The sequence below is a fragment of the Paenibacillus sp. FSL R7-0273 genome (assembly GCF_000758625.1).
Taxonomy (GTDB): Bacteria; Bacillota; Bacilli; order Paenibacillales; family Paenibacillaceae; genus Paenibacillus_AQ.
The window spans coordinates 2,430,110-2,455,202 of sequence record NZ_CP009283.1; the positions used below are offsets into that span (position 1 = coordinate 2,430,110).

Here is a 25,093-nt window from a genome sequence, read left to right on the forward strand (position 1 = left end):
GCCTAGTAAATATTAATTTTGAATATTCAGCAATTTAAAGATAAAATGATGAAATAGTAAAAATGATAGTCATATAACAACAGCTTGGGGGAACAGAACCGTGGAACTTGGAATCAGTACATTTGTGGAGACCACGCCGGATGTGGTTACCGGGAAGACAATGAGCCACGCAGAACGGCTGCGTGAAGTAGTAGAGGAGATCGTTCTGGCCGACCAGGTTGGTCTGGATGTGTATGGGGTCGGGGAGCATCACCGGCCGGATTTTGCCGCATCCTCTCCCGCAGTGGTGATGGCAGCAGCGGCCAGCCTGACGAGCAGAATCCGCCTGACCAGTGCGGTGATGATTCTGTCATCGGCAGACCCGGTGAGGGTCTATCAGGATTTTGCCACATTGGACGGATTAAGTAACGGCAGGGCTGAAATTATGGTCGGCCGGGGCTCATTTATAGAATCGTTTCCGCTGTTCGGCTGTGATCTGAAGGATTACGAAAGCCTGTTTGAAGAAAAGCTCGATCTCCTGATGAAGCTTCAGCAGTCTGAATATGTAACCTGGGAAGGTAAGCACAGACCTGCCATACATAATTTACCGGTTTATCCCCGTCCTGTACAGGACCCTCTGCCGGTCTGGATTGCCAGTGCGGGAAGCCCGGAATCTGCGGTGCGCACGGGAGCACTCGGCCTGCCGTTTGCGCTGGCGATGATTGGCCCTGTACGCCCGCTGGATTTTGCCTCACAGGTGAAGCTGTATAAGGAGGCAGCAGCGGCGGCAGGACATGATTACGACAGACTGCCGGTTGCAGCGCATGCGCATGGCTTTGTGGCGGAAAGTACGCCAAAGGCTATCGGGCAGTTTTTCCCGTCAACCTTTGCCAGAACCAATGTCCGGGCGGTTGAAAAAAGCCTGCCTCCGTATACCCGTGCAGATTATGATGCGGCAGTCAGTCCGGAGGGGGCATTGTTCGTCGGTGATCCGCGGACAGTTGCGGACAAAATCATCCGGTTGCGCAAGGAAGTCGGAATCACCAGATTCCTGCTGCATGTCCCGCACGGGACGATGGCCCACAGCGAGGTGATGGAGTCGATCCGGCTGCTTGGAACTGAAGTGGCTCCGCTGGTGCGGGAGGAGATAGCGCGCTGGGAGAAGAATTTGTAGGCTAAAGGAGGCTTTGCCATGACTGAACGCATCCCGTGTAAAAGTGAAGGCTGCACCGCGGCCATTCTTCCGGCTACCTTTCAGAAAACCGGAGGCTACTGTATGCCCTGTGTGCAGGCCAAGGAACGGCAGGAATGGCAGGCATACGTTCTACAGAACCGCAAAACAGTGGATTTATATGCAGGAGTAACAGACCCCGTTGAGGTGCTGAAGATTATGCATGCTTCCAGACCGCATGATCCGTTAATTGTGTACACTCCGCACAAAGCCGGCAAGGAGGAGTTGTACCGCTCTCTTTCCGGGGACGATGCCGGCAGGCTGGAGACTTATGCGCTCGAATTGCTGAGGGCAGGGGATGAGGATGGATGCACTGACATTCTGATGGCGCTGGTCTGTTACAACAACAGGCTGCTGAGCGGAACGGGAACCCTTGCCGGGCTGATGGACAGAGAAGTATATGATCCGGGATTCTTGTATAAAGATGCACCTGCAGAAATCCGTGATCTGCTGCTGGAGCAGGTGGAAGCAGACGGGGAGAACCGTAATTTACTTCTGCTCGCTTTAAGCTGGATTGGAGATGATGTTGTCGTTCAGCGCTTCAGGGAATGGCGGGAGCATACGCCGGAATGGGCAGAGGAGCTGTATGTAGCCCCTGAACGGTATGCACATGAAGCCGGCTGGGAGCTGACTGCGGACGGGAAGCGGCGGGATTTATTTTATCCGGACAATTATGCTGTTGAAACAATAAATCCGTCTGCTGCTGAAGCATACCTGGAGGAACCGGCCGCAAGCTTTCTCACTGAGAGTTGGCAAAATTGTGAATGGTGCGGGAGCCCGCTCACTGTCCTTCTGGATATTCATGCAGGTCATCCATCCGTTGAACGTCTGCCTGTGAACGGGCAAAAGCTGCAGGTACAGACCTGCATAATCTGCAGCTGCTACGGACCGGTGTATATAGAGCTGGATTCCTTGCAGGGAGCACGGTGGAGCGCTTTTAACCGGAAGCCTGATTATTTGCCGGAGACGGATCCGGAGAATGAGAGCCGGGAATACCTGTCTGCCGGTAAACAATTCAGGATAGCAGAGAAACCGAGGAACACCTACCATGCCGTTCAGTGGACGATGGAGCCCCGGGCCTCGCAGATTGGCGGTTATCCGACCTGGATTCAGGATGGGGAATATCCCGTGTGTCCCTGCTGCTCACAGAGCATGCATTTTATAGGACAGCTGGACTGGGAAGCCGTAGAGAAATACGGAGAAGGCATTTATTATATGTTCTTATGTCCGGAGGGCAGGATGTCCGCGACGCTGTTTCAGCAATCCTGATTGTGATGCCAACTTTAAGGAACGGCAGCGCTATTTTACCGGCACTTTATCTTTTCCATTGAAAATAACGGGCATCCCTCTTCAGCTCCTGTGACCGGATATTGATCGCCAGCTCCTCAAGGGCTGACAGGCTGGCCGCGATGCACAGCAGGCTTGCAGTTGCCGTAAGTCCAAGCAGGTAGTACAAAAACGGGAAGCAGAACAGCAGCAGTCCGGCCGCCTTATTAGCATAGGTATGGATGAACGCCAGCGCGCTGTACCTGAACCATCCGACCAGCAGAGAGGCGCCCCGGATAAGGGCAATGCCGGCTACCCAGCTTAGGATCCAAACGGGCAGCTGCAGAATCGGAATGAAAATCAGCAGTAATACGCCTATAAAAAGAAAGTCCGCCATACTGTCCAGACTTGCGCCAGCTTCGCTGGCGCTGTTTGTTTTACGTGCAATATAACCGTCCAGCGCATCACTCACCCCGCATAAAGCGTAGATTGTCAAAAACATGCCGGATACCGGCTCTACAAACAGCAGGCTGAGTGAGCCAAGCATCCGCATGACAGTAAGAAGATCAGGGATATATCTCATAGGAACGCCTCCAAATTTCATGATGGAGTAAAGTGTGAGGGACTTTTATTATATCGGAGCTTTTCAATCCTGTGATAGGGTGAAATTTACAATCCTATGTAAAAGCTGGTGATTTCGTGTCTGATCTCAACACAACGTTAAAGGGCAATCCGATATTTGCCGGAGCACGGGCAAGCACACTAAAACTTAAGCTTTATTTGCTGGTGCCGCTCTATTTCACATTATGGATGGGGAGTCTGACTGCAGGGCGTTGGATTTATTCAGGAGTTTCTTATGGCCTTGTTCATTCTTTGGGGCTGGATGAAAGCGCGATTCAGGTGTACAGGAAGTTTATCGTATGCGGTGTACAAGTGGTTTTATTTTGTTTATGGATCATCATAGTCGAGAAACGTCCGCTCAGGGCAGCGGGATTCCACACGGAAAAACCGTTTAAAGCCTACTGGACAGGTTGTCTTATCGGATTCTGTGCGATTTCGGCGGTCACTGCCATATTACTTAGTTTGGGGATGGTGCAGGTGGAGGCTCATCATTGGGCATCCCTAACACCGCTGGCAGCTGTCATTGCTTTTGGATGGATGGTTCAGAGCGCAGCGGAGGAAATAGCCGTAAGAGGCTCGCTTATTCCAATGCTGGCAAGGGAGAGCACACCCGCTTTTGCAATCCTGCTGTCTTCCCTAATATTCGGGTTCTTTCACCTGTTTAGCAGCGGGGTTACAGTATTGTCGTTTACTAATCTGGTTCTGTCCGGTTTATTTTTTGCGGGTTATGCAATTCTTACGAAGCAGCTGTGGGGAGTCTGCGGCATGCATTTTGCGTGGAATGTTACACTGGGGAATATTTACGGTTTTCCGGTCAGCGGTTTTTCGGATAACGGGCAGACACTTTTTGAAATGAGCCAGACGGGACCGGCGATTTTTACAGGCGGAGCGTTTGGTCCGGAGGGCGGTGCGGTTACAACCTTTGTACTATTGTCGGGCATTACTATTGTCGCTATATTGTGGTGCCGGCAGCAGGCACGCTTGACTTCCACGAATTAACATATTTCTAGTAACATTTGTAACAGAGTTTAGCGCTAGAATTTGATAAAAATAGGGTGTAAGCGTTTTTTATAACATGACTGGGGGAATGTTTGTGAAAAAAGTTACAAAACTATTGCTGGTGGCTGGAATCTCACTGGCACTTGTAGGCGTAGGCAACAGCGGTGCACTTAACAACGTATCTTCTGCAGCAAGCGCGCCTTTAAAGGTGGGCCGTGTTGAGGCAGCAGCCCATGGAACCAAATGCTTTACAGTAGCCGTTGCAGTCGTTCAGAATGGTGTGATCGTAGCGGCATCGCTGGATGATTACCAGTTCCTGAGCACAGATGTGGCTAAGGGAGTACCGAACTCCGATAAGGACTTTGGACAGAACTATAAAGATCCAAAGGTCGTTCTGGCCTCCAAAAAAACCAACACCAAATACTACAGTGAGCATATGACTGAAGCTGCAGGCTCCACTGTAGCCTATGATAAGAACCTGGCAGCGATTGAGAAATTCGCAACAGGCAGAACCATCAAATCGCTGGAGCAGACGCTGACCTACAAATCGGCAGAACAGGTAGTTGACGCTGTAAGCGGAGCAACGCTTGTCGATACTCACGGTTATCTGAAAGCGATTCTTGATGCAGCCAAAGCTGCCAAATAAGAAACGGCTTAGTGTGCTACACCTTCACAGCGGGAGCTGTGAAGGTGTTTTTGCATGCCGGGATTACACCATGAAGCACCAGCGGACCCCAAAAGTATCAGCAAACTGTACCATGCACGGACTGTAAAAGACCGGACCGAGCGGAGTAAGGGTTGTGCTTCCGTTCCTGATGCTTTCGTAAGCCTGTTTCAGGGCAGCCTCATGCTCGAAGATGGCAACAAGCTCCTGGACTGATTCTGCCGGATAACCGGCTGTACCGCAATAATCGCTCAGCATGACCCGCTGGCCCAGAATGTGCATTTCTGCGTGAATGACAAAGGTTTCAGGCTCCTGGTCCGGATCATACATTACCGAATCTGCAGTACTGTTAAAAGCCTGTGCGTACAGTTTGATCGCCTCGTTTGTGCGGCCGTTTAAATACAATTGCGGAATAAGCACCGGAAAGCTCCTTTACAGGTATAGTTAGGGTATGAGCAGCTGATTATATAAATATTTTACAGGAAATAGTTTTCACTGTATTGTAAAAATACGACGCAGACCCGGATGGAAGCCCGTCATTGCAGGGTTTCTTGTGCGTGTGCGGGCGCTTTGGCCGATGCCCGGGCTGAGGATTATATTTTACCCGGGGCCGGTTGATGGTATGATAGATAGCGGGGTGAGAATACGAATGAATAATGAGAACGAGACAGTAAATGAGGAAGTACAAGAGACTGTAAACGAGACAGTCAATGAAGAGACAAGCAGTAAACCGACAGGCATGACTGAAGAGAAATGGAATGAGCTGATCAAAGCGGTTCATCATAATGGTATGGTAGCTTTGAGAATGTATTTTAAAGAGGTACAGAGCCAGATTATTAACCTTGCGGCTTTTGGACCGGTGTTTGTGTACCATGTGAAAGATGAAGCAGGCGATGTGTATTCGACCGGCTTCTTCTTGCGCGAGCTGGTGAACCGGTTCCAGGCGGACAAGAATCCTGAAGTCTGGGTATCCTCGTTCTTCCATGAACTGATGAAGACCAAAGGCGGACAGCCGCTTCCGAAGCAGCCTGAGAGTGAAGAGGAAGCCAAGGCGATCATTGACAACAAGGTAATTCCTTTGTGCATCAAAACCGTCGAAGAGGAATTTGCACCCGAGAAGGTGCATGCCGGACTGGCTTGGAATGAAGAGCATGGACCAGTATTCGAAGCAGGCTTCCCTGCTATTACTGACGGCAACAATGTCTGCGCGATCCCGCTCCAGCTGCTCTTTACACATTTCCAGCTGAACCGTGATCCTTCCGAGCTGCTGCTTGGCGGAATGTACAACATCCGTAAGCAGCATGGGCTGGAATAGGACGGGCTGCTTACCTGCTGTAGGATGAATGCCTGCTTTCGGATGCTAACGGACCGAAGGGGCATTATTTGCCGGACCGGGCCCGTTTATCTGGTCTAACGGACCGTAGCGCTCTTATTGTCTCTGTGTAGGGCATATTTGCGGTAAATATCCGTAAATAACGGCACTGGTGTCCGTTAACCGGAGAAAACCGGTATTTTCGCAGAAATAAGGGCCGCTCAGTCCGTTAGATCCCGGCAGAGGACTCCGTTTGGGAGTCGGCTTTAATCCATGCTCCGCCGGCTGCGGCTGACTGCACAAAAAACTAATTCTTTAGTGTCGGGAATTCTGCCCGACAGACAAACACAAAGAGACGGCAGTAATGCCGTCTCTTTGTGTTGTGTTGCGGAGTCTGAAAGAGCCTGATGGAATGCCCGGAGAACTCCGGAAGAACTCCGAAGGAATGCTGGAAGACTTCCGGAATGCGGTGCTCTGCCTCCGCTCTCATTACCGCATGAGTATCCGGTAGATCAACACAGCAGCTTCAGCGCGGGTGGACAGAGCCGCCGGATGAAGCCGGCTGCCGGTATCCCCCTGGATGAAGCCAGCCTCTGCCAGCGCTGCAATGTCAGCGGCAGCGTAGCCGGCAATACCGGCCTGGTCAGCAAAGTCAGCGGATGCTCTGGCTGCTGCGGAGTCTCCTTGCAGGATACCGGCGGCCTTAAGCGCTCTGGCCGTCATCACAAACATATCCTGCCGGGAGACCGGCTCCTGCGGATGAAAGCTGCCGTCCTGCTGGCCGTTGATTAGCCCATACTGCTGAGCAGTCAGGAGCCCGTTATGGAAGTAATCACCCGGCTGGACATCCGTGAAGCCTGCCGCGGTGCTGCTGCCGGTTCCGGACAGCTCCAGCAGCCGGACCAGAAGCAGGGCAAAGTCAGCGCGTGTAACGGATTTCCCCGGCAGGAAGCCGTCTCCAGGTACACCTTGGATAATACCGCGCGAGGCCAGCACTTCAATCTCATTTTTTGCCCAGTGCTGGCCGGAGACATCACCGAAGACCGGATGGTGAAGGACAGCCGCATATTGCCCGGCAGGATGATTAGTCTGGAAAACCGCCTGTCTGCGGACGGCATCGTAGCTGCTGCTTACGACCGGCGTAATGCTGCCACTGCTGCTGACCTGCCAGACAACGATAAACGGATGCTCGGAGGCAGGCAGAGCAGTCTGGTAAGGCAGGCGGATCCCGATTGCTGAGCCCAGGCTGTCAGCTCCTGATAGCTTACCGTCAACCGAAAGCTCATAAGTTAGAAGAGGAGAGCTTCCAAGCTGTCCCTTCAGTGTACTAGTAGCTTCAGCGATACCTATCTTTAGCGTAACACTGCCCGCTTTTGTTAGCTCGGCTGACCGGAACAGTGTATCCGGAAGCACAAAGCCGGCCAGAGCGGTGTTCACCTCCAGCTGGAGTCTGGAGTTCCCTGCTGTGAACGCAGATGCAGGGAGCGTGATTTCATAGGCACTGAAGCCGCCTGCTGCGTTCTCTTTCAGCTGGAGCTGAAGCCGCCGGGTGCCGTCTGCCTGGCTCTTAGCCTGGGCCAGCGCGTTCTGCAGCGTGATATCTGTCAGTACCGCCCGGGCCGTACCTTGAGCAGCCGTAACCGGGAGAGAGATGCTGATGCTTCCATCCGTCTGTACTGCCGTTACCGCGAGCTCAGCGGTTGCTCCGGTACCGCCCGGGATCGCCGGTACGTCAGGGCTTGCTGTGGGCGTCGGCTCCGGAGTTGTAGCCGGACTAGGAGTCGCAGCCGGGCTAGGAGTCGCAGCCGGACTAGGAGTTGCAGCCGGGCTAGGAGTCGCAGCCGGACTAGGAGTTGCAGCCGGACTAGGAGTCGCAGCCGGACTAGGAGTCGCGGTCGGCCCGTTATCACTAAACGGAATGAATTTCAGGAAATCGCCCCAGACCACGTTCCCGGCGGCATCTCTTGCATAGGAGCTGACCGGGATCAGGCTGACAAAGCTGGCATCGCTCAGCTGTTTGCCGGACTTGTTCACCGAAATGGTTCCGTCATACATAAAGTTTTTGTCGGACGCAAGTCCTGCCGGATATTGGTCCTTGGCAATGCTGGCCGTCCGGTAGGACAGAAAGCCGTCAATCGTGAAATTTGGCGTAATGTGATCATAAGTGGTGAAGCTTAGATTGCCGCGCGTATTGTTGAAGCCGATATTGTTCTCGGCAATGACGCCGGGATTGCTGTTACTGGTATAGCCATAGGCTCCATTGCCGAAGGCGATGGAATTACGGATCGTATGATGGACCGAAATCCCTTCTCCGCCGAGCTTGAAGCCGTTTTTGTCACCTGCACCCGTTGTTCCGTCCGTCAGATGGCCGTTGTTGAAGGCCGCGCTATCCTCAATCAGTACAGCGCCAATCGCTCCCGTACCCGCCTTGGTGTACAAATCCCACCCGTCGTCAATATTGTTGTATGCCAGACAGCCTCTGAATACATTTCCGACACCGGAGGTCAGCTTGGCGGCGAAGCCGTCGGCGTTATTGTCGGAAGGGTCACGGTTATCGAAGGAGGAGCTGTTCAGAATCAGGTTGTACGACGGCCAATCTGCTAATTCCACAGCGGTACCGTCTGTCCGGCTAATCTGCAGGCCGGTATCGCCGTTGGCATAGAAACGGCTGTTTTCAACGATGTTATGATTGCCGCCTACGGTGAAGCCTTTGGTATTGCCGGCCGTACGCGTGAAATCCAGTCCCTTGATGTGCCAGTAGCTGCCGCTCAGCAGGACGCCCTCTGTTTTTTTATCAAAATCAAAGACCGGTCTGGCACCGGGAGCAGCCTCAAGCACCTTCATGGCGTCTGCCGTCCCGTCATTGTACTTCTTAATCTCAAGCTTGCTGCTGCGCACGTACCGGCCGTCCAGAACGATAATATGCTGTCCCGGCTGTACGAAATCAATTGCGGTATCAACATCGAGCGGATGCTCCGGCGTACCGTCCCCGGTGCTTGTTCCGGCTGGAGAGACGTAAATATCGCTTTTGTCACCATAGCTTTTCATAGTAACGGTAAAGTTACGGACGATTTTATCGTAGGAGGTCAGGTACTGGGTATCATCCGGCAAAAAGCTGATGCTGAAATTTGTATCCTGCTGCGCTGCAAGTGAAGCAGGAAGCGCAAGCCGTTTGCCGGCTTCGGCTCTGACATCCTGTGCAATCACGGCAGAGCCCTGCTTCAGCGTTACCGTTCCGCTGACATTCGGCCGCAGAATCAGCTGATAATCAGACTGTGAGGTTCTGCCCAGCGACAGAATGTCAAAGACCGGGGTAACCGGACTCTGCGGCGGATCTACCTTAGGCGTATCCGTAGCTGCGGAGGTTACGGTCAGCTGAATGCTGCTGATATCTATAGTCGCCAGCCGGGCTGTGTAGAAGCCCACATACATTTTGCCGTCCTGCACGTTCAGAATATCCGGCGTAAAGAACACCGCTTCCTTGCCGTCGTTAAGCTGGCCCGTAAAGCCGCTGTTTGTTTTGGACAACGTCAGCCGATAAGGAGCTGCAGGGAACGTATTGCCTGGAGCAGGCTGCTCGGTGTTCAGCATAACAGCCTTGATTCCCTTGCTTCCGGCTCCGTCGGAGGATTCTACCCCGGTGCGCACAAACAGCTGGGTTCCGTTGCTGCTTTTGGTGCCGCCGCTATAGCCGCCGATTGCCGCTATGTTCGAAGCAAATACGCTGGAATTGCCTGCGGTGCCGATTGCATCCCGGGCCATGATCCCGAAGGATTCCTGACCGTCATACGGGGACTTGGCATAGGCAGATACCTGAATGTCTGCAGACAGCACGAAATTATCCTGCGCCGCATCAAGCACGGTGTAGTAGAACGTGATACCGTCATGATCCTCGGTAACCTTGCCTCCGCCTTCCAGGGCAATCAGGCGGACTGTGCCATCCTCGCGGACAAGCGTCTGATTATTGGATGCAGAAGTAGACTGGCCGAACTGGATGCTGCTCCATACCGGCTGAGAGGCTTCTCTAACCGTTACAGAATAAGTAATGGAATCGATGGAGTGATCTGCCGGGATAACCCCGATAGCATACACACCGGCTGCCTTGCTGTTAAACTTGCTTGTGTCGAGGGTATAACTGCTGAGCACTTCCCGGTCACCGTTGTCATACACCTTGGAGACGGCAAGCCCTTCACTGTCAAAGCCTTCGTTCAGCAGGAAGGTTGTTTTTGGATAGGCGGTAACTTCGATGCCGGTCAGCTGTTTTATTTTGACCTGAACAGGGAACTTGGCAGTAACTCCCTTGTGGGTCACAGTAAGCTCCTTTGTACCGGGGGCCGATGTATCAAGCGGAGAAACGGTGTATTCCTCCTTCATCAGCCGTTGTGACGACCCGTCACTGTAATGCGCGTAGAGCACCAGCCCCTCCAGCTTCAGTGAATCCCCGATGTAGTAAACGGTCTGCTCAGGAAGATTGCGGATCTCCATTTTGCTGAGAGTAGCATCCTCAACCTTAATGTCAAAGGCAGTTGTTACCTCCGGTGTCTCCACCGAGGTGACAGTCACCTCATAAACACCCGCTTCGGTGAACAGGTACGGCGCCTGCTCGGTTACACTTTCACCTTTGATGGACAATGAATAAAGACTATCGTCCAGTTCAGTCACGGCGGTGCTGCTGTTATAGCCGGCCATAAGGACAAGGCCCTGCGGATCAAAGGTATCGCCCGGATAATAGACCGTTTTGGCCGGATAGTATTTGACTGTAAGCCCGGATACAGACAGCGGAAGAATCTGCAGGGTAATTGCCGCAGCCGCACCGTTATAATGAATGGTTACCGTATTTGCTCCGGCCTTGCTGCTGTCAAAGCCGGTTACGATATAGTCAGCCGGTGACAGAATAGCCTCGCTATTATCGGAATACAGAGCTTTTACAGACAAGCCCGTCAGGTCAAGCGCCTCCCCGATGAAATAGGAGGTCTTCGGCATCGCACTGGTATCAGCCGTCAAGGCAGTGACAGTTTTGGTCTCGAGCCTGATACTGATATCGCTAAAGGCAATCATGGCATCTCTGGCTGCATACACCCCCGCGAACAGCGTATCACTGAAGGCTCCGCCCAGCGTAACGGTTTCGGTTTGGACGCCGGCGCTGAGCTGCAGGGTGTTGCCGGATTTTTTGATACGGAGCCCGTATTCTTCACCGGCTGCCGGGACGGATATCCCGCTGAACGGGCTTAGCTTTACTTGTGCTGCCTGCTTGTAAAACCCCTTCATTACCTGATCCAGCGCACCGACCGCAGCGTAATTGGAGGTTACAGCAGCGGAATCGCCGTTCATGCCGACGCTATCCCGCAGCATTAGACCGAAGGACTTCTGGTTCGGCGTGCTGATGCTGCTGTTGCTGTTGAACGAAATGACCCTGGCCGTGGCTGTAAGCTCAAAATTAGCCTGGGCAGGTATCTCCCTGAAGTAGAAGGAAAGCCCTTCGTCACTGCCGGAGATTTTTCCGCCGTAGGTTTCCAGAGTCACCGAAGTCTCGGTAGCGTCCACAGGCGCAGGATTCTTCACTGCACTGGTGTTCCCGCCAAAAGCGCTGTACGTCCACGGGCCGAGCTGTATAGGCTCCTCCTGAAGCAGCTGTACATTACTGAACGTAACGGTTGTGTTCCTTGCGGTGTAAAGCCCGGCATATTGGACTGCACCGCCAAAGCCTTCGAGCGTTTTGGTGACACCGTCAAGAGTGAAGACATACAGATCTCCGGTTTTCCGGATGCTGAGATCATAATCCTCTCCGGCTGCAGGCTTGGTAGCTGATTCAAACAGATAGCCGGTCTTCTGCAGGCTGCCGCCATTCGACTTATAAAACGCTTTCATTTCTTGGTCCAATGCACCGACAGCAGTGAAATCCCCTGTGTACGCCCCGGACTGGTTATCCCACACATTACTGCGCAGCATCATTCCGAACGATACCTGGTTATTCGCTGTCCAGGCATCCACATGAGCCGTAGCCTTGAGTTCAAAGTCCGCTTCCGGATCGATCTGCTGAAAATAATAAGTGATCCCCTCGGTGCTGCCGGAAATTTTGCCGCGGTCGGCTGAGCTGCGCAGGGTTACGGTAGAATCCGCATGCTCAGTGATACCGAAGTTCGCTGCGGTAATTTTGTCCTGGCCGCCTACATCGCCGAACACGCTGCCCTTCCAGCTGCTGCTGATATTAATCATACCTGCAGACGGATCAGCGTCAGAACCGTCTGCTGCAGCTGCCGCCGGCAGAAGCGAGGATGACAGTAAAAGGATGGATGTGAGTACAGACAGCAAGCGTTTTTTATACAAAACCGGAATCCCCTCCATATATACCTGTATTTGACCGGCCGGATGGCCTGATCAAGCGAAATTATACCGTACAGCCGAAAAGTGCGGCTACAATCAATAACTCACATCTTGCGGTTTAAGGGGGGAATGGCAAAAATGTGAGCTAATGATACTTGGAGTAACAGTGTATGCCTTACGCCCGAACGGGCCCTGAACGAAGCTCATATGTTGAAGGGAAAACAGGAGGGGAGAGAGGGGCAGTGGGAAAAGCGGCGGAAAGCCATGTCAATGCAGTCTCTATAATCGTGTGCACGAATCGTCCGGAGTTTTTTGATAATCTGCTTGCCAATTACAAGACTCAGCAGGTGAAGCACAAGGAACTGATTATTATCCTCAACAAGGACAGCATGAAGCTGAAGGAGTATCAGCTGAGGGCAGGCTCAGGGCACAACATTTCGGTCTATAAGCTGCCGGAGTCGGTCTCACTCGGCCAATGCCTGAACGGTGCCATTACCAAGGCGCGTTATCCGCTGATTGCCAAATTTGACGATGATGATTATTATTCCCCTTATTATCTGAAAGAGCAGATCAGGGCGCTGAACCGGACCCGGAGCGATATTGTCGGCAAGCATGCCTGTCTCGTCTATCTGGAGGCAAGCCGGCAGCTGATCGTCCGGTCGCCGAAGGAGCAGCGCAAGCCTGTGGTTTTTTTGCAGGGAGGGACGCTGCTGTTCAGGAAGCGGGTAAGCAGCCAGGTGCTGTTCCCCGACCGCTCGGTGGGAGAGGATGTTAACTTTCTCAGGCGCTGTAAAAGAAAAGGGTTCCGCACCTTTGCCACCTCCACGTATAACTATGTCTATGTGCGCCGGTCGGACAAAGGCAGCCATACCTGGAAGGCCAAGGATTATTTTTACCTGAAGGGCAGTGTTCCAGTGGCGGTAACCGGGAATTTCCGGAGCTTTGCCGACCGTGAGCTATAGCTGCGGTTTATAAGCCCGGATGAACAAGAACTGCGGATTATGCGTAAGCCTGTCGTAGGCAAGCGGCGCCTGCTGTCTGAAGGCTTCTGTCGGCATCGGCTCAAGCAGCTCCTCCAGGACAAATCTGGCACGGTGTACTGCCGATATAATCTGGTGCAGCGGGCGGCGGTAAAACTGTACCTTCACCTTGCCGTCAGGCGTATCCCATTCATCATCCAGCAGCTCGGTCATAAAATAATTCTCCTTACCGAAATGGGTGAAATCCATAAACGGATGATGCACAGAGAAGACCAGTACTCCCCCGGGCTTCAGCGTTCTGCGGAATTCGCTCATTACGGGTGTCCAGTCTTTTAGATAATGCAGCGCCAGTGAAGAAAGTATGACGTCCTGAGAACCATCCTCCAGAAATTCCAGCGGCTCATTTAAATCGGCTTGAATGAGCCGGGCTCTGCCGCCAACCCGTCTGCGGGTCATTTCAATCATCCGGGAGCTGAAATCAACAGCGGTAACCTTCGCGCCCATGCGGAGCAGCTGCTCTGTATACCAGCCTGCGGCACAGCCCGCATCGACAACGGATTTACCTTCGACCTCAGGAAGCAACGACAAAGTGGCCGGACGTTCGTAATGGGCATTGTAGGGCTTGTTGTCTATATCGCGAAAATAATACTCTGCCATTTCTTCATATGAATGATGAGATACAGATTCCTTGTGCATTTCTGCCGCCTGCCTTCCGGGTATAGTGATTGAGCTTGTTTGAGTGACAATAAAGAGTCCCGCGCTCCGGCTGATTCCGGGGAACGGGACTTTTCTGTTAGATCTGCCTGCGGACTGCAGTCAGTAAAGCCGTCTTATAAAGCTTTATCGTCAATCGAATCCAGCCAGCTCTCAATTTCGCCGATTACCGAGCCGACACAGCCGTCCTTAAACGGTGAGATCAGCCCGGCCAGCTCTACCAGCTCAATGAAGGATTTGCTGCCGCCAGCCTGACAGAGCCTGAGATAATCGCTCCAGGCACTTGCAAAATCCTCGTTCGAACGCTTCCAGAACTGGAAAGCGCACAGCTGCGCCAGGGTGTAATCGATATAGTAGAACGGAGTGCGGAAAATATGCGACTGCTTATGCCAGAAGCTGCCCTGCTCCAGATAGCTGTTGCCGTCATAGTCACGGTGCGGCAGATACTTCTGCTCAATTTCGCGCCACGCCTGCTTACGTTCAAGCGGAGTCGCTTCGGGATGGCTGTATACGAAATGCTGGAATTCATCTACGGATACACCATAAGGAATAAACTCCAGGCTGCCTGCGAGATGGTTGAACCGGTATTTGTCGGCATCCTCCTCGAAGAACAGATTCATCCACGGCCAGGCAAAAAACTCCATGCTCATCGAGTGGATCTCTGCGGCCTCATGGGTAGGAAATGCATATTCAGGAACCTTCAGGCCGCGGCTGGAATACGCCTGGAAAGCATGGCCTACCTCATGGGTCAGCACATCAATATCTCCAGAGGTTCCGTTAAAATTCGAGAAAATAAACGGCGCCTGGTACTTGCCGAAATAGGCGCAGTATCCGCCGCCTTCCTTGCCGCTTTTGCTCAAGAGGTCCATCAGCTCATTGTTCTGCATCATCGTAAAGAATTCGCCTGTTTCAGGTGAGAGCTCCCGGTACATTTGTGCACCATTAGCAACAATCCAGTCGGCATCCCCCTTTGGCGTAGCATTTCCGCTGTTAAAAATAAGGGATTCGTCATAAAATTTCAGCTTGTCCAGACCCAGCCGTTCATTCTGGCGCTGCTTCAGCTTCTGCGCTACAGGTACAATCTGCTCAAGCACCTGCTTGCGGAAGTTGGCAACTATGCCGGCGTCATAGGCGGTCCGGTTCATCCGGTCATAGCCGAGCTCAACGAAGCTGGGATATCCAAGCTTGCGGGCGATGCCTGTACGTACGGCAACCATCTCGTCATAAATACGGTCAAATTCAGCTTCATGTGCTGCCATAAAATCATATTTGGCCTGGAATGCCCGTTTACGCATATCACGGTCGGGCGACATCTCAAACGGTGTGAGCTGGGCTAAAGTGCGTTCTTGGCCTTCAAACATAATTTTGGCTGAAGCGATGAGCTGGCTGTACTCGGTGGCCAGCTTGTTCTCCAGCTGCAGATCCTCAATGACCTCCGGACTAAAGGTACGGATCGAAATTTCAGCCAGGTCAAAGAGCTGGGAACCCCATTCCTGCTCGAATTCAGTCCTGTATTTAGACTTTACGAGTGCTTTGTAGTAATCGGTTATGTACTCCTGAAGGATAGGTTCAACTTCATCAAAATAATTCCGCTCTGCCTTGTAAAATTCATCCAGGGTATTGATCGAGGCCCGGACGTAGGCCAGACTCAGCAGGGTTTCGAATCCGCTGCGCAGCTCATTCAGCGCGGTAATGGAGGCCTTCTGCTCCTCCAGGCTGTCTGCTTCCAGACCCTTGATCAGGGTTGCGAAATCCTGCTTAAGCTTGTCAATATCGGGGCGTTCATAGGGATATTCGGTAAATTTCATGTAAGATTCAACATCCTTTCTCTGCCAGATGAAGTATATTATACTATGTGAGAGAGTAAACTAACAGCCAAATAATAGAGAGTTTTAGAGGCAAAAGTTCTGCATCAGCTCAATAAACAAGCCGATGAAGGGTGAAAGATGACGGTCCCTGTTATAGGAATAGAAAATCCGCCGCTGGCAGCGGTATTCCGGAATTGGACGCATGATAAGCTTACCGGAGGCCACCTCATCCGCAACCGCAAGCCGTGAAATGAAGGATACATACCTGCCGCTCATCAGCGAGTGCTTGATCGCCTCCAGGGAATCCAGCAGCAGGTGGGCGCGGGGTTCGAACCCGCAATCTTCAAACCATTTGCTTGTGATCCGCCCGGTGCTGGACTGGCTGTTGTGCTGGATAAACTTTGCTTCCGAGATCAGGGAGGGGGTCAGCTCCGGATAACCTGCGAAGTCATGCCCCGGCGCGAACACGAGTACAAGCTCGTCCTCGCAGAGCGGCTGGCTGTGCAGGCTGGGCAGATAAAAGGACTCCGTTGATAGAATCCCCAGGTCAAGCTCCTGATTGACCAGCATTTCCTTGATGACTGGCGAAGGCTTTACGGACAGCGACACTGTGGTTTCAGGATGCAGCTCGCCGAAACGGCTCAGAATTCCGGGCAGGATGTAGGTGGCCGGAACATAGCTGGCACCGATGCTCAGCGAGCTGCGTCCGGCAAGGCTGAACTCCTTCACTACACGCTCTGCCTCGGCAGCCAGGGCGTTTATTTTGACTGCATAATGGAGGAAGGCTCTCCCGCTTTCTGTGAGAATCATTTTGTCCATCCTCGGCTCAAACAGCTTTTCCCCGAGCTGCAGCTCCAGATTTTTGAGATGATAGGTTACTGTCGGCTGCTTCAGGCCGAGAACGCTTGCAACCGTTGTTATTTTTTTGTGCTTATACAGAAGCTCAACAATCTGCAGCTTGATTAAATTCAGGTTCATTCCGTTCACTCCCCCGCGCTATTAGCTACAGGTTAACATAGAAAAATTCTATGAATGTTAAAACTGATGCACCAAAAAGTTAATATCAGGATTACACTTAGCAAATACAGGAGTGTTAAGTGCCGGAGCCTGTATAAAACCCCATATAAGGAGTACTTTGATGATGGAAGCTTTAAGCTACAAACTGGATTTCGATGCGCTGTGCGCCAAATATGAGCTGGGCAGGCTGGCCGGTGTGCCGGAGCAGGTATCCGGGGGCTTCATGCACAGGATGTACCGGATCACCACTGACAAGGCTGATTATGCGGTCAAAGCGCTGAATCCCCAGATCATGCAGCGTAGCGACGCAATGGGTAATATGCTGTTTGCTGAAAAGGTTACTGTGCGCGCGCAGAAGCTGGGCATAAAAGCACTGCCGGCTATTCTGTCCGGGGACAGCTGTATGCATGAGACGAAAGGCCAATATTACCTTGTGTTCCCGTGGCAGGAAGGAAAGTCCCTGCCTGCCGGTACTGTCGATCTGGATTGTGCCGTGAAAATGGGTGCTGTACTGGCAGATATACATACGGCTGACTTTGCAGAGCTGCTGGCTGAGCTGCCGGAGGATGTAATCAGTCCGAGAGCAGCGGACTGGCAGGCCTATGCCGGGCAGGCCGGGCTGCTGCCGCTGGACTATGCAGACCGGCTGGCGGCTTCTTCAGCCAATCTGGAGCAATACGGACAGCAGGCTTATGCCTCTGCGCAGCGCCTCCGGCATGAACGGGTGATCAGCCACAGGGATCTCGATCCCAAGAATGTGCTGTGGACCGCCGACCGGCAGCCGCTGCTTATAGACTGGGAGTCTGCCGGAGCCGTTCATCCGATGCAGGAGCTGCTTGAGGTGGCGCTGTACTGGTCGGGTTTTGAAGCGGGAAAGCCGAGTAAGGAAGCCTTTCAGGCGTTAATCCGGGCCTACCGTGAGGGCGGCGGGACACTCTGCCGGGACTGGACGGATGTGCTGAACCTGGGGTATACGGGGAAACTGGACTGGCTGGAATACAGTGTGAAGCGCTCGCTTGGGGTGGAGTGCTCGGATGAGGCCGAGCAGCAGCTGGGGGCAGAGCAGGTCACCGGCACACTGGAATCGCTTAACGACTATGCGGAATTCATACCGCTTTGTCTGGAGTGGCTGGCAGAAATATGATTTACAGGACCAGCTTACGGGCTGGCTGATGCTGGTGCTTATGTTGATGTTGATTTTGATGCCTATTCTGAAGTTGATGACTGGTTCTAGTACAGGTTCTGGTACAGATGCAGACGCAAGTGCTGTTACGTCTGTGCCAGTCTGGCGCTATAACATGCTTCAGCTCCATTTGCCCGGCCGTACTTTGTAACGGACCGTACAGCCCTTATTTTTCATTGATACCGCTTACATTTAATTTAACGGACCGAGAGGACCTTATTACCTGCCGGAGAGGCTAAAATGAGGCAAAAAGCAGCAGATAAGCTCATCTGAGTCCGTTAGCTTGTGGTAACATGAACGGGAGTCCGAATAAGGTCAACTGAGTCCGATAGGGAGTGAATGTAATCTATGGAAATGGAAAATCTGTTAACAGCAGCAACGCGTGACGAGCTGCGGAGCTGGCTGCAGGCGCACGGCAGGACAGAGAAATGCTGCTGGATTACCGTAAGTATGACACCTGCACCAGACAAGCTGCTGTATTTGGATGCTGTTGAAGAGGCGCTGTGCTTCGGCTGGATTGACGGAGTCAAAAAAAGCACGGAGCAGGGTGTTATGCAGCGGCTGTCTCCAAGATCCAAAAGAAGCTCGTGGACCGAGCTGAATAAAGAACGGGTCCGCCGTCTGGACAGGCTGGGGCTGATGAGCGAGGAGGGCAGACAGGTGCTGCCGGATATGGCGCCGGAATCTTTTGTAATAGATGAAGTAATCGGGCAAAGGTTAAAAGAGGACCCGGAGGTCTATGCGAACTTTCTGGCCTTCCCGCCGCTGTACAGCAGAATCCGGATTGATAACATACAAAGCTACAAGAAGCAGCCGGAGCTGTATCAGAGCAGGCTGGACAAATTCATAGCAAATACGCGGGACAACCGGATGTATGGCGCGTGGCATGATAATGGGCGTCTAATCGATTACTGAATGATCTGAATAATGTAAATATCCCGACTGACTGAGGAGGAGCAGGCATGGAGTACAACGCAAGCAGTCCCGAAGATTATATCAGCCAGCTGCCGGAAGAGCGCAGGCCGATTATAGAGAAGCTTAGAGCAGTAATTAAAGAAAACCTTCCGGACGGATTTGCAGAAGCTGCAGGTTACGGTATTGAATATATGGTGCCGCATGAGCTGTATCCCCCGGGTTATCATGTGACGCCGGAGCAGCCGCTGCCGTTCATGAGTATAGCCTCCCAGAAAAATCATATCGCCCTGTATCACATGGGTATCTATATGAAGCCGGAGCTGCTGTCCTGGTTCCGCGGGGAGTATCCGATGCATATGAAGACCAAGCTGGATATGGGCAAATCCTGCATCCGGTTCAGGCCGTCGGGGGCGATCCCTTATGAACTGCTTGGTGAGTTAAGCAGCAAGCTCACAGCCGCAGAATATATTCAATTATATGAACGGGAAATCGCCCAAATGAAGAATAGATAATAGAGCATGATCAGATACAATCGGCTATCAAAAATCACGGAGGGTGATGAAATGGACGCTAACAAGGTTACATATGAGAGTATTGATGACTATATTGGACAGGCCGCACCGGAGGTCCGGGAGCTTTTGCAGAATATACGCAAGGTCATTCATGAAGCTGCTCCGGAAGCCACTGAGAAAATCAGCTACCAGATGCCCACATTTTACCTGCATGGCAATCTGGTGCATTATGCAGCGTTCAAGAAGCATATCGGATTTTATCCGGCACCACAGGGAATCGAGGCCTTTAAGGACGAGCTGTCTGTCTATAAAGGGGCGAAGGGTTCAGTCCAGTTCCCGCTAGACCAGCCGATGCCCTACGACCTGATCACCCGGATTGTAAAATACAGGGCAGCAGAGAATATTGAAAAAGCAAATAAATGATACACAGCAGTCCAGCCAGCGATGGTTGGATTTTTTTATGCTGCAAGTGAGAACGATTATCACTTATAATAGAGGCATGCAGACTTGAGATTGGAGGCAGGACAGACTGGAATGAAGCTGAACGATCATATTTTGTTATGGAATCATGTGTTTATTAAAATAATCGATGTCCGTCACACCATTCTTGCACCCGGGGAGCTGCCGGCTTACCGGCTGCCGTCAAGCGCGTTCCTGTACGTTGTACGCGGTGCAGCGGATGTATATCTGGACCACAGCAGGCATAGGGTGGAGCGTTTTCACGTGCTGCACGGGGGGAAGGGCACCAGGCTGCGGGCCGTTCCTGAAAGCGGACTTGAATATTACCTCCTGCTGTACCGGGCTACGCCGGGCTCCGCGAATCTTAAGGAAATTACCAGGCTGATGGAGCAGGATAATCCTTTTCTTGACCAGTATGCGTTTGTTCCGCACAATCCCTTGATCTTATATGAGAAGGTTGAGCTGCTGGAGCGGGAGTGGGGACACGGATCCGGACTCGGGAAGCTGCACGTACGGGCGCTGTTCTACCAGTTCGTATATGAGCTGCTCAGCCAGCTGTACAGCCAGAAGGTTCACTTACAGAAGCCGGATCTTGTTATGCAGGCAGTGGATTTTATCCGTGAGCATTACAGCTCTGCGGTCACACTGCAGCAGATTTCCGGGGAGCTGGACTGCAGCGCGGGCCATCTGTCCCGGCTGTTCAAGAATAGAATGAACACAAGCCCGATTCATTACCTGGGACAGGTGAGAGTGGAACGGGCGCTGGAGCTGCTGCTTCAGACGGATGCTACTCTGCAGGAGATTGCTGAGCATGTAGGGTATCCGGATGCGCATTCCTTAAGCCGGAGCTTTAAAAAATATAAGGGGCTTTCTCCCATCCGCCTGAAAAATGAGCTGCAAAAACGTAAAACGAGTCAGGATATGCCCTTCCCGATGCTAAAATCTGCCGTTCAGCAAGGCTTACTGCCGGGTTATAGTGATATTGAGAATCAATTTCACTACAGACCGGAAGGGGATCTATTCATGCAAGGAAGATTTAAACTCACCGCAATGACTATGGTATTATGCTTGTCGCTTTTACTGACAGCCTGTTCAGGGGCTGCGGGTACCAATACCAATACAAATGCTGCCGGTTCAGGCAACACCGCCAATGCCGTAGCCGCTGAGACTGCTGCTCCTGCAACTGCCAAGCCTGAAGCCGAGGCTGCAGCAGCGCAGGCAACAAGAACGGTATCCACGCTGATCGGGGATGTCGAGGTGCCGGCTAACCCGCAGCGGGTAGCCTCTGACCAGTATATGGGCCAGCTGCTGAAGCTGGGCATTATACCTGTCGGTGCCCGCAGCTTCATGCTGAAGGAAAGCTGGATTGCAGATTCCGGTATATCTGCCGAGACGATTGCCGGTATTGAGGATCTGGGCGGCTTTCCGATGAATCTGGAGAAGCTGGCGTACCTGGAGCCTGATCTGATCATCGGATCAATCGAGAAGAACATTGAGGATTACAAGAAAATCGGTACCACCGTCTTCCTTCCGTACTGGGAAGGGGAATCCACCTCAGGACCGCTGGACAAATTCCGTAGAATCAGCGAAATCTTCGGCAAGGAGCAGGTAGCAGAGGCTTGGATCACGGATTATGAAGCCCAGGTAGCAGACGCCCGTAAGAAGATAGAAGGTATAGTTAAAGAAGGGGAAAAAGTATCCGTTATTTCGGTAAGTGAAGGTACACTGTATGTACTTGGGGCAAAAGGCGGCAACTACGGCAGCTCGACCATTTATGAAATGCTGCAGCTTCCGCCGACCGAAAAAGCCCTGAATATGGAAGACGGGTATGAAAATATTTCTCTGGAGGTATTACCGGAGTATCTCGGCGACCATGTGTTCGTGTACGGATCAGGGAGTGAAGGGGCATCCGAAATACTGGATACCAGCATCTGGAAAGCACTGCCGGCTGTGCAGAAGGGACAGGTCTATAAATACGGATCCAGCACCGGGGAGGATGATGAATTTGTTATGGAGGACCCTTACTCCCTGGAGCTGCAGCTTGATTCGATTGTTAAAGTAATGCTGGGTGAATAGAAGGTGTAAAGTTTATTTATAGTAAAATTGGGCATTTATAGAATTTGATACTTCCCCTATAATTAGGTTGTAAAGAGTTGTAGGGAGGTTTCAGATTTGAATTATCATTATAGGGCTTATGAACGTACGGATATGCTGAAGGTCCGTCAGTTTCTGTCTGATGCTTACGGTCGATTGAAACGGCCGAACAGCTGGCTGATTGCCCGCTGGGAATTCGAGATTTTTTTCTTTCAGCTGAGGGCAGGCACGCTGCAGGACTGGGAGCGGAACATCGGGCTATGGGAGGATGAGACCGGCAGGCTCACAGCCGTGGCCAGCAAAGACGGAGACTTCTATTTCCAGCTGGATTCTGAGAATCCGCCGGACAGCCTCACCGGAGAAATGTTTGACTACATTGAGGGAAAGAGCGCCAGGGAGCCTGCCGAGTACTGCAAGCTGGCCATTCCTAATTTTATGGGCAGCCTGGAAAGGCAAGCATTGAGCCGGGGATACGAGCTGCTTCCGGATGAAAGCGACAGCTCGGTCTCCATTGTGCTCGATAAGGAGTTTCCGGTACGCCTGCCGGAGGGCTTCAAGCTGTACAGCGGTGAGGAGGTCTCCGATATTGTCAAGGCCCAGGGCCATATTATGGCCTTTAATTACCCGGGGACACAGGGAGCTGAGCAGATGCTGCAGTTCTACGGCGGTATCCGCGAGGCGCCGGGTTACTCCCCCGATCTTGATCTGGCGCTGCTTAACGGGCAGGGGGAGGTCGCAGCGTTCTGTAATGCTTTTGTGGATGAAGCTAACCGGATTGGTATACTTGAGCCGGTTGGAACCCACCGGGACTACAGAAATTGCGGGCTTGGCAAGGCAGTAATCTATGAAGCACTGAACCGGCTGCGCTCCAAAGGAATGGTTAAGGCCTATACCGGTCCAAACCAGCCCTTCTATGAACGGATCGGCTTCGTTCCGGAGGTTAAGCTGGGCGTGTGGCGCAAAAAAATAATCTGATGGCTAAGCCAGGCTCTGAACTACGGATCCTGGCTTGTTTATGTCTACAACCTGTTGTGACGGCTGCGGACCCGTAAGACATTTTTCCGACACCACTATTCACAGCCCCGCAATCGGAAAATACAGATCACACTCGCAGTAATGCCTGTTGCCCTTGGCATAGTTAACGGACTCATAGCTGAACTTCTCCTCCAGCTCAAACTGTACGGTCGGCATCCAGATTTCGAAGATATACCTCCAGATTTCACTCAGGGACTCTGCAGAAATTTCTTCCGGCCGGTGTAGGCCGATATAGGTGAATACGCCATATTTATGCGGCTTGGTGTGCCGGACGTTCATATCCGGCGGGATGATGCTGCTGTGGCTGATCTGCAGGGACGGCTGGTAAAAGGTCAGCCCCCGGAACGGCTCAGGGACAGCCGTGAATCCGATAAAGACATCCTTATGTAACGGATTCAGAATCCGCTGGCGGTCGAGGGTAAAGAAATCAACGCCAAGCCTGGCGGCATCCACGGAATCGGCGCTGCGCCCGTCCTTAAGTGTATATTCCGGTCCGGCAATCGAGAAGGAAGGGACCACACTGATCGAGCGGAAGAAGACCAGCCCTTCTCCGGCTCGGCTCATAAAGTCAGCATTGAACCGGTCGAGAATATTGAGCTGGGACGGTGCATTACGCCATTTTGCCGGAGTAAGGCCGTACTCTTCCTTAAAGCTGCGGTTATAGGTCCGCTCACAGCTGAACCCGTATTTGTCCGCAATAAATTCAATGCTGATCCTTCTGCCCAATAGATCCCCGAGTGAGCAGGCAATCCGTCTTCTCCGTACATATTCCATCAGACCGGTAGCCGTAGCACCCTTCCAGATCCGCAGCAGATGAAACTTGGAGACGTTAACATGCTCTGAAATATCGTCAAGGCACAGCGGCTCCAGCAGATGCTCTTCAATGTAATCCGTAGTCCGGTTAATGGTTTCCAGCAAGTAATGGTCCATGCGTTCCTCCTGTACTTCGCAATTAGTGTCCGGTTTTGCGGAATGGATGAGGTGTATAATTCTACCATAGGCTGCTGAAAGGGCAAGCGATTTCATCATACAGCGTTAACAGAAGGAGGAACGGACATGGAAGAGAACGGGCTTCGGGAGCTGCAGGAGCGTTACAGGACAGCAACGGACAGCTTTGTGGAACGGGTGAAGAAGGATGCTAACGTTATTGCAGTCATTGTGTGCGGAAGTCTGGCGTATGATACGGTCTGGGAGAAAAGCGACATCGATATGACCCTGATCATCCGCGATCAGACCCTGCAGCAGACATCATACTGTCTTGACGAGGATGGAATCATCATAAATGTGCAGCTGTTTGAGCGGAGCAGCTTTAAGCGGGGGATGGACAGGCTGCTCGGCGGCTCAATGCCGCAGTCGTATTTTGCCAAGGGGCGGATGGTTTACAGCTCGGACGAGAGCCTGTATGACTATTTCGATGAGCTGAGAAGGATGGGCAGCCAGGATATTGCGCGGTCGCTTCTATGGAGAGCCTGTGAGCTGATTGATATCTGCCACAAATGCCAGAAATGGCTGACGGTGCGTAAGGACGCGAGATATACCCAGTTTTTTCTCCTGAAGGCTGCCGATCTGATCGCCGGTATGGAGCTGTGTGCGCAAGGTGAGCCGCCGACCCGTGAAGCGGTTTTGAGCATGCTGGAGCGTTCGCCGGAGCAGATGGCCCCCTTTTACCAGAATCCGTTGTCCGGACCTTTAAGCGAAACAGAGCTCTGGAGCGCCATCCGGGAGATTGAGCAGGTGCTGGACCGCCATCTTGAGGCTATGAGCCGCCCGGTGCTTGATTTTATGGGGGATCAGTCGCTTAAGACGATGACCATGCTGACGAAGCATTTTCATATGGAGGGGCATTACCTGATCAATATTCTGGAGTATATGGCCGAAAAGGGGATCATCGAGAAGGTATCGCAGACGATCCGCATTACAGCAAAAAGCAAACCGGCGGCTGAGGAAATCGGATTTCTATACATACCATAACGGGGGGAG

The 25,093-nt window shown here is 52.3% G+C and carries 20 protein-coding genes; 13 read left to right on the forward strand and 7 right to left on the reverse strand.

All coding sequences use genetic code 11. The features are described from left to right. Positions 1-100: 100 nt before the first annotated feature. Positions 101-1,153, forward strand: coding sequence for an LLM class flavin-dependent oxidoreductase (locus tag R70723_RS10330; protein WP_039871808.1), 1,053 nt, complete (start codon positions 101-103; stop codon positions 1,151-1,153). Positions 1,154-1,171: 18 nt separating this feature from the next. Beyond that, positions 1,172-2,479, forward strand: a complete 1,308-nt coding sequence (locus R70723_RS10335) for a hypothetical protein (protein ID WP_039871809.1) — start codon at positions 1,172-1,174, stop codon at positions 2,477-2,479. A gap of 46 nt (positions 2,480-2,525) precedes the next feature. On the opposite strand, the gene R70723_RS10340 is transcribed toward R70723_RS10335, so the two are convergent. Further along, positions 2,526-3,059 carry a CDP-alcohol phosphatidyltransferase family protein gene (locus R70723_RS10340; RefSeq protein WP_039871810.1) on the reverse strand — a complete coding sequence of 178 codons (534 nt, stop codon included), beginning with the start codon at positions 3,057-3,059 and terminating at the stop codon, positions 2,526-2,528. A gap of 116 nt (positions 3,060-3,175) precedes the next feature. Here R70723_RS10340 and R70723_RS32865 point away from each other — a divergent pair, with 116 nt between their 5' ends. Beyond that, positions 3,176-4,096 (forward strand): CPBP family intramembrane glutamic endopeptidase, encoded by a 921-nt coding sequence (locus R70723_RS32865; protein ID WP_081957339.1) that lies wholly within the window; start codon positions 3,176-3,178, stop codon positions 4,094-4,096. Positions 4,097-4,190: 94 nt separating this feature from the next. Continuing rightward, positions 4,191-4,742: a hypothetical protein gene (locus R70723_RS10350; RefSeq protein WP_039871812.1), complete on the forward strand. Its 552-nt coding sequence runs from the start codon at positions 4,191-4,193 to the stop codon at positions 4,740-4,742. A 63-nt stretch (positions 4,743-4,805) separates the two neighbouring features. On the opposite strand, the gene R70723_RS10355 is transcribed toward R70723_RS10350, so the two are convergent. Further along, complete coding sequence (locus R70723_RS10355; RefSeq protein ID WP_039871814.1) at positions 4,806-5,180, reverse strand: VOC family protein; 375 nt, start codon at positions 5,178-5,180, stop codon at positions 4,806-4,808. A gap of 229 nt (positions 5,181-5,409) precedes the next feature. Here R70723_RS10355 and R70723_RS10360 point away from each other — a divergent pair, with 229 nt between their 5' ends. Then, positions 5,410-6,075, forward strand: a complete 666-nt coding sequence (locus R70723_RS10360) for a hypothetical protein (RefSeq protein ID WP_039871815.1) — start codon at positions 5,410-5,412, stop codon at positions 6,073-6,075. Between the two features lie 486 nt (positions 6,076-6,561). Here R70723_RS10360 and R70723_RS32005 read toward each other — a convergent pair whose 3' ends face one another. Then, positions 6,562-12,399 carry a right-handed parallel beta-helix repeat-containing protein gene (locus R70723_RS32005; RefSeq protein WP_052421260.1) on the reverse strand — a complete coding sequence of 1,946 codons (5,838 nt, stop codon included), beginning with the start codon at positions 12,397-12,399 and terminating at the stop codon, positions 6,562-6,564. Between the two features lie 239 nt (positions 12,400-12,638). On the opposite strand from R70723_RS32005, the gene R70723_RS10370 reads away from it, so the two are divergent. After that, positions 12,639-13,358 carry a glycosyltransferase gene (locus R70723_RS10370; protein ID WP_039871816.1) on the forward strand — a complete coding sequence of 240 codons (720 nt, stop codon included), beginning with the start codon at positions 12,639-12,641 and terminating at the stop codon, positions 13,356-13,358. On the opposite strand, the gene R70723_RS10375 is transcribed toward R70723_RS10370, so the two are convergent. The 3 genes from R70723_RS10375 to R70723_RS10385 form a co-directional block, all read right to left on the reverse strand. After that, positions 13,353-14,072, reverse strand: coding sequence for a class I SAM-dependent methyltransferase (locus tag R70723_RS10375; RefSeq protein ID WP_039871819.1), 720 nt, complete (start codon positions 14,070-14,072; stop codon positions 13,353-13,355). The genes R70723_RS10370 and R70723_RS10375 overlap by 6 nt on opposite strands. Before the next feature lie 134 nt (positions 14,073-14,206). Further along, positions 14,207-15,898 carry a M3 family oligoendopeptidase gene (locus R70723_RS10380; protein ID WP_039871820.1) on the reverse strand — a complete coding sequence of 564 codons (1,692 nt, stop codon included), beginning with the start codon at positions 15,896-15,898 and terminating at the stop codon, positions 14,207-14,209. Between the two features lie 84 nt (positions 15,899-15,982). Then, the gene (locus R70723_RS10385; RefSeq protein ID WP_039871821.1) at positions 15,983-16,876 is read right to left on the reverse strand and encodes a LysR family transcriptional regulator; all 894 of its coding nucleotides are present in this window, start codon (positions 16,874-16,876) and stop codon (positions 15,983-15,985) included. A gap of 160 nt (positions 16,877-17,036) precedes the next feature. On the opposite strand from R70723_RS10385, the gene R70723_RS10390 reads away from it, so the two are divergent. The 6 genes from R70723_RS10390 (at position 17,037) to R70723_RS10415 (ending at position 23,053) form a co-directional block, all read left to right on the forward strand. After that, the gene (locus tag R70723_RS10390; protein ID WP_052421261.1) at positions 17,037-18,059 is read left to right on the forward strand and encodes an aminoglycoside phosphotransferase family protein; all 1,023 of its coding nucleotides are present in this window, start codon (positions 17,037-17,039) and stop codon (positions 18,057-18,059) included. Positions 18,060-18,446: 387 nt separating this feature from the next. Beyond that, positions 18,447-19,013 carry a YdeI/OmpD-associated family protein gene (locus R70723_RS10395; protein ID WP_039871822.1) on the forward strand — a complete coding sequence of 189 codons (567 nt, stop codon included), beginning with the start codon at positions 18,447-18,449 and terminating at the stop codon, positions 19,011-19,013. Between the two features lie 47 nt (positions 19,014-19,060). After that, on the forward strand, positions 19,061-19,525 hold the full coding sequence (locus R70723_RS10400) for a DUF1801 domain-containing protein (RefSeq protein WP_039871823.1): 465 nt from the start codon (positions 19,061-19,063) through the stop codon (positions 19,523-19,525). Positions 19,526-19,576: 51 nt separating this feature from the next. Further along, the gene (locus tag R70723_RS10405; protein WP_039871826.1) at positions 19,577-19,948 is read left to right on the forward strand and encodes an iron chaperone; all 372 of its coding nucleotides are present in this window, start codon (positions 19,577-19,579) and stop codon (positions 19,946-19,948) included. A 111-nt stretch (positions 19,949-20,059) separates the two neighbouring features. Then, a complete protein-coding gene (locus R70723_RS10410) occupies positions 20,060-22,060 on the forward strand; it encodes an AraC family transcriptional regulator (RefSeq protein ID WP_039871827.1) in 2,001 nt (666 codons plus the stop codon). A 96-nt stretch (positions 22,061-22,156) separates the two neighbouring features. Beyond that, the gene (locus R70723_RS10415; RefSeq protein WP_039871829.1) at positions 22,157-23,053 is read left to right on the forward strand and encodes a GNAT family N-acetyltransferase; all 897 of its coding nucleotides are present in this window, start codon (positions 22,157-22,159) and stop codon (positions 23,051-23,053) included. A 99-nt stretch (positions 23,054-23,152) separates the two neighbouring features. On the opposite strand, the gene R70723_RS10420 is transcribed toward R70723_RS10415, so the two are convergent. Then, positions 23,153-24,043 (reverse strand): helix-turn-helix domain-containing protein, encoded by an 891-nt coding sequence (locus R70723_RS10420; protein WP_039871830.1) that lies wholly within the window; start codon positions 24,041-24,043, stop codon positions 23,153-23,155. 126 nt (positions 24,044-24,169) lie between these two features. On the opposite strand from R70723_RS10420, the gene R70723_RS10425 reads away from it, so the two are divergent. Further along, positions 24,170-25,084, forward strand: a complete 915-nt coding sequence (locus tag R70723_RS10425; protein WP_039871832.1) for a nucleotidyltransferase — start codon at positions 24,170-24,172, stop codon at positions 25,082-25,084. Positions 25,085-25,093: the final 9 nt, after the last annotated feature.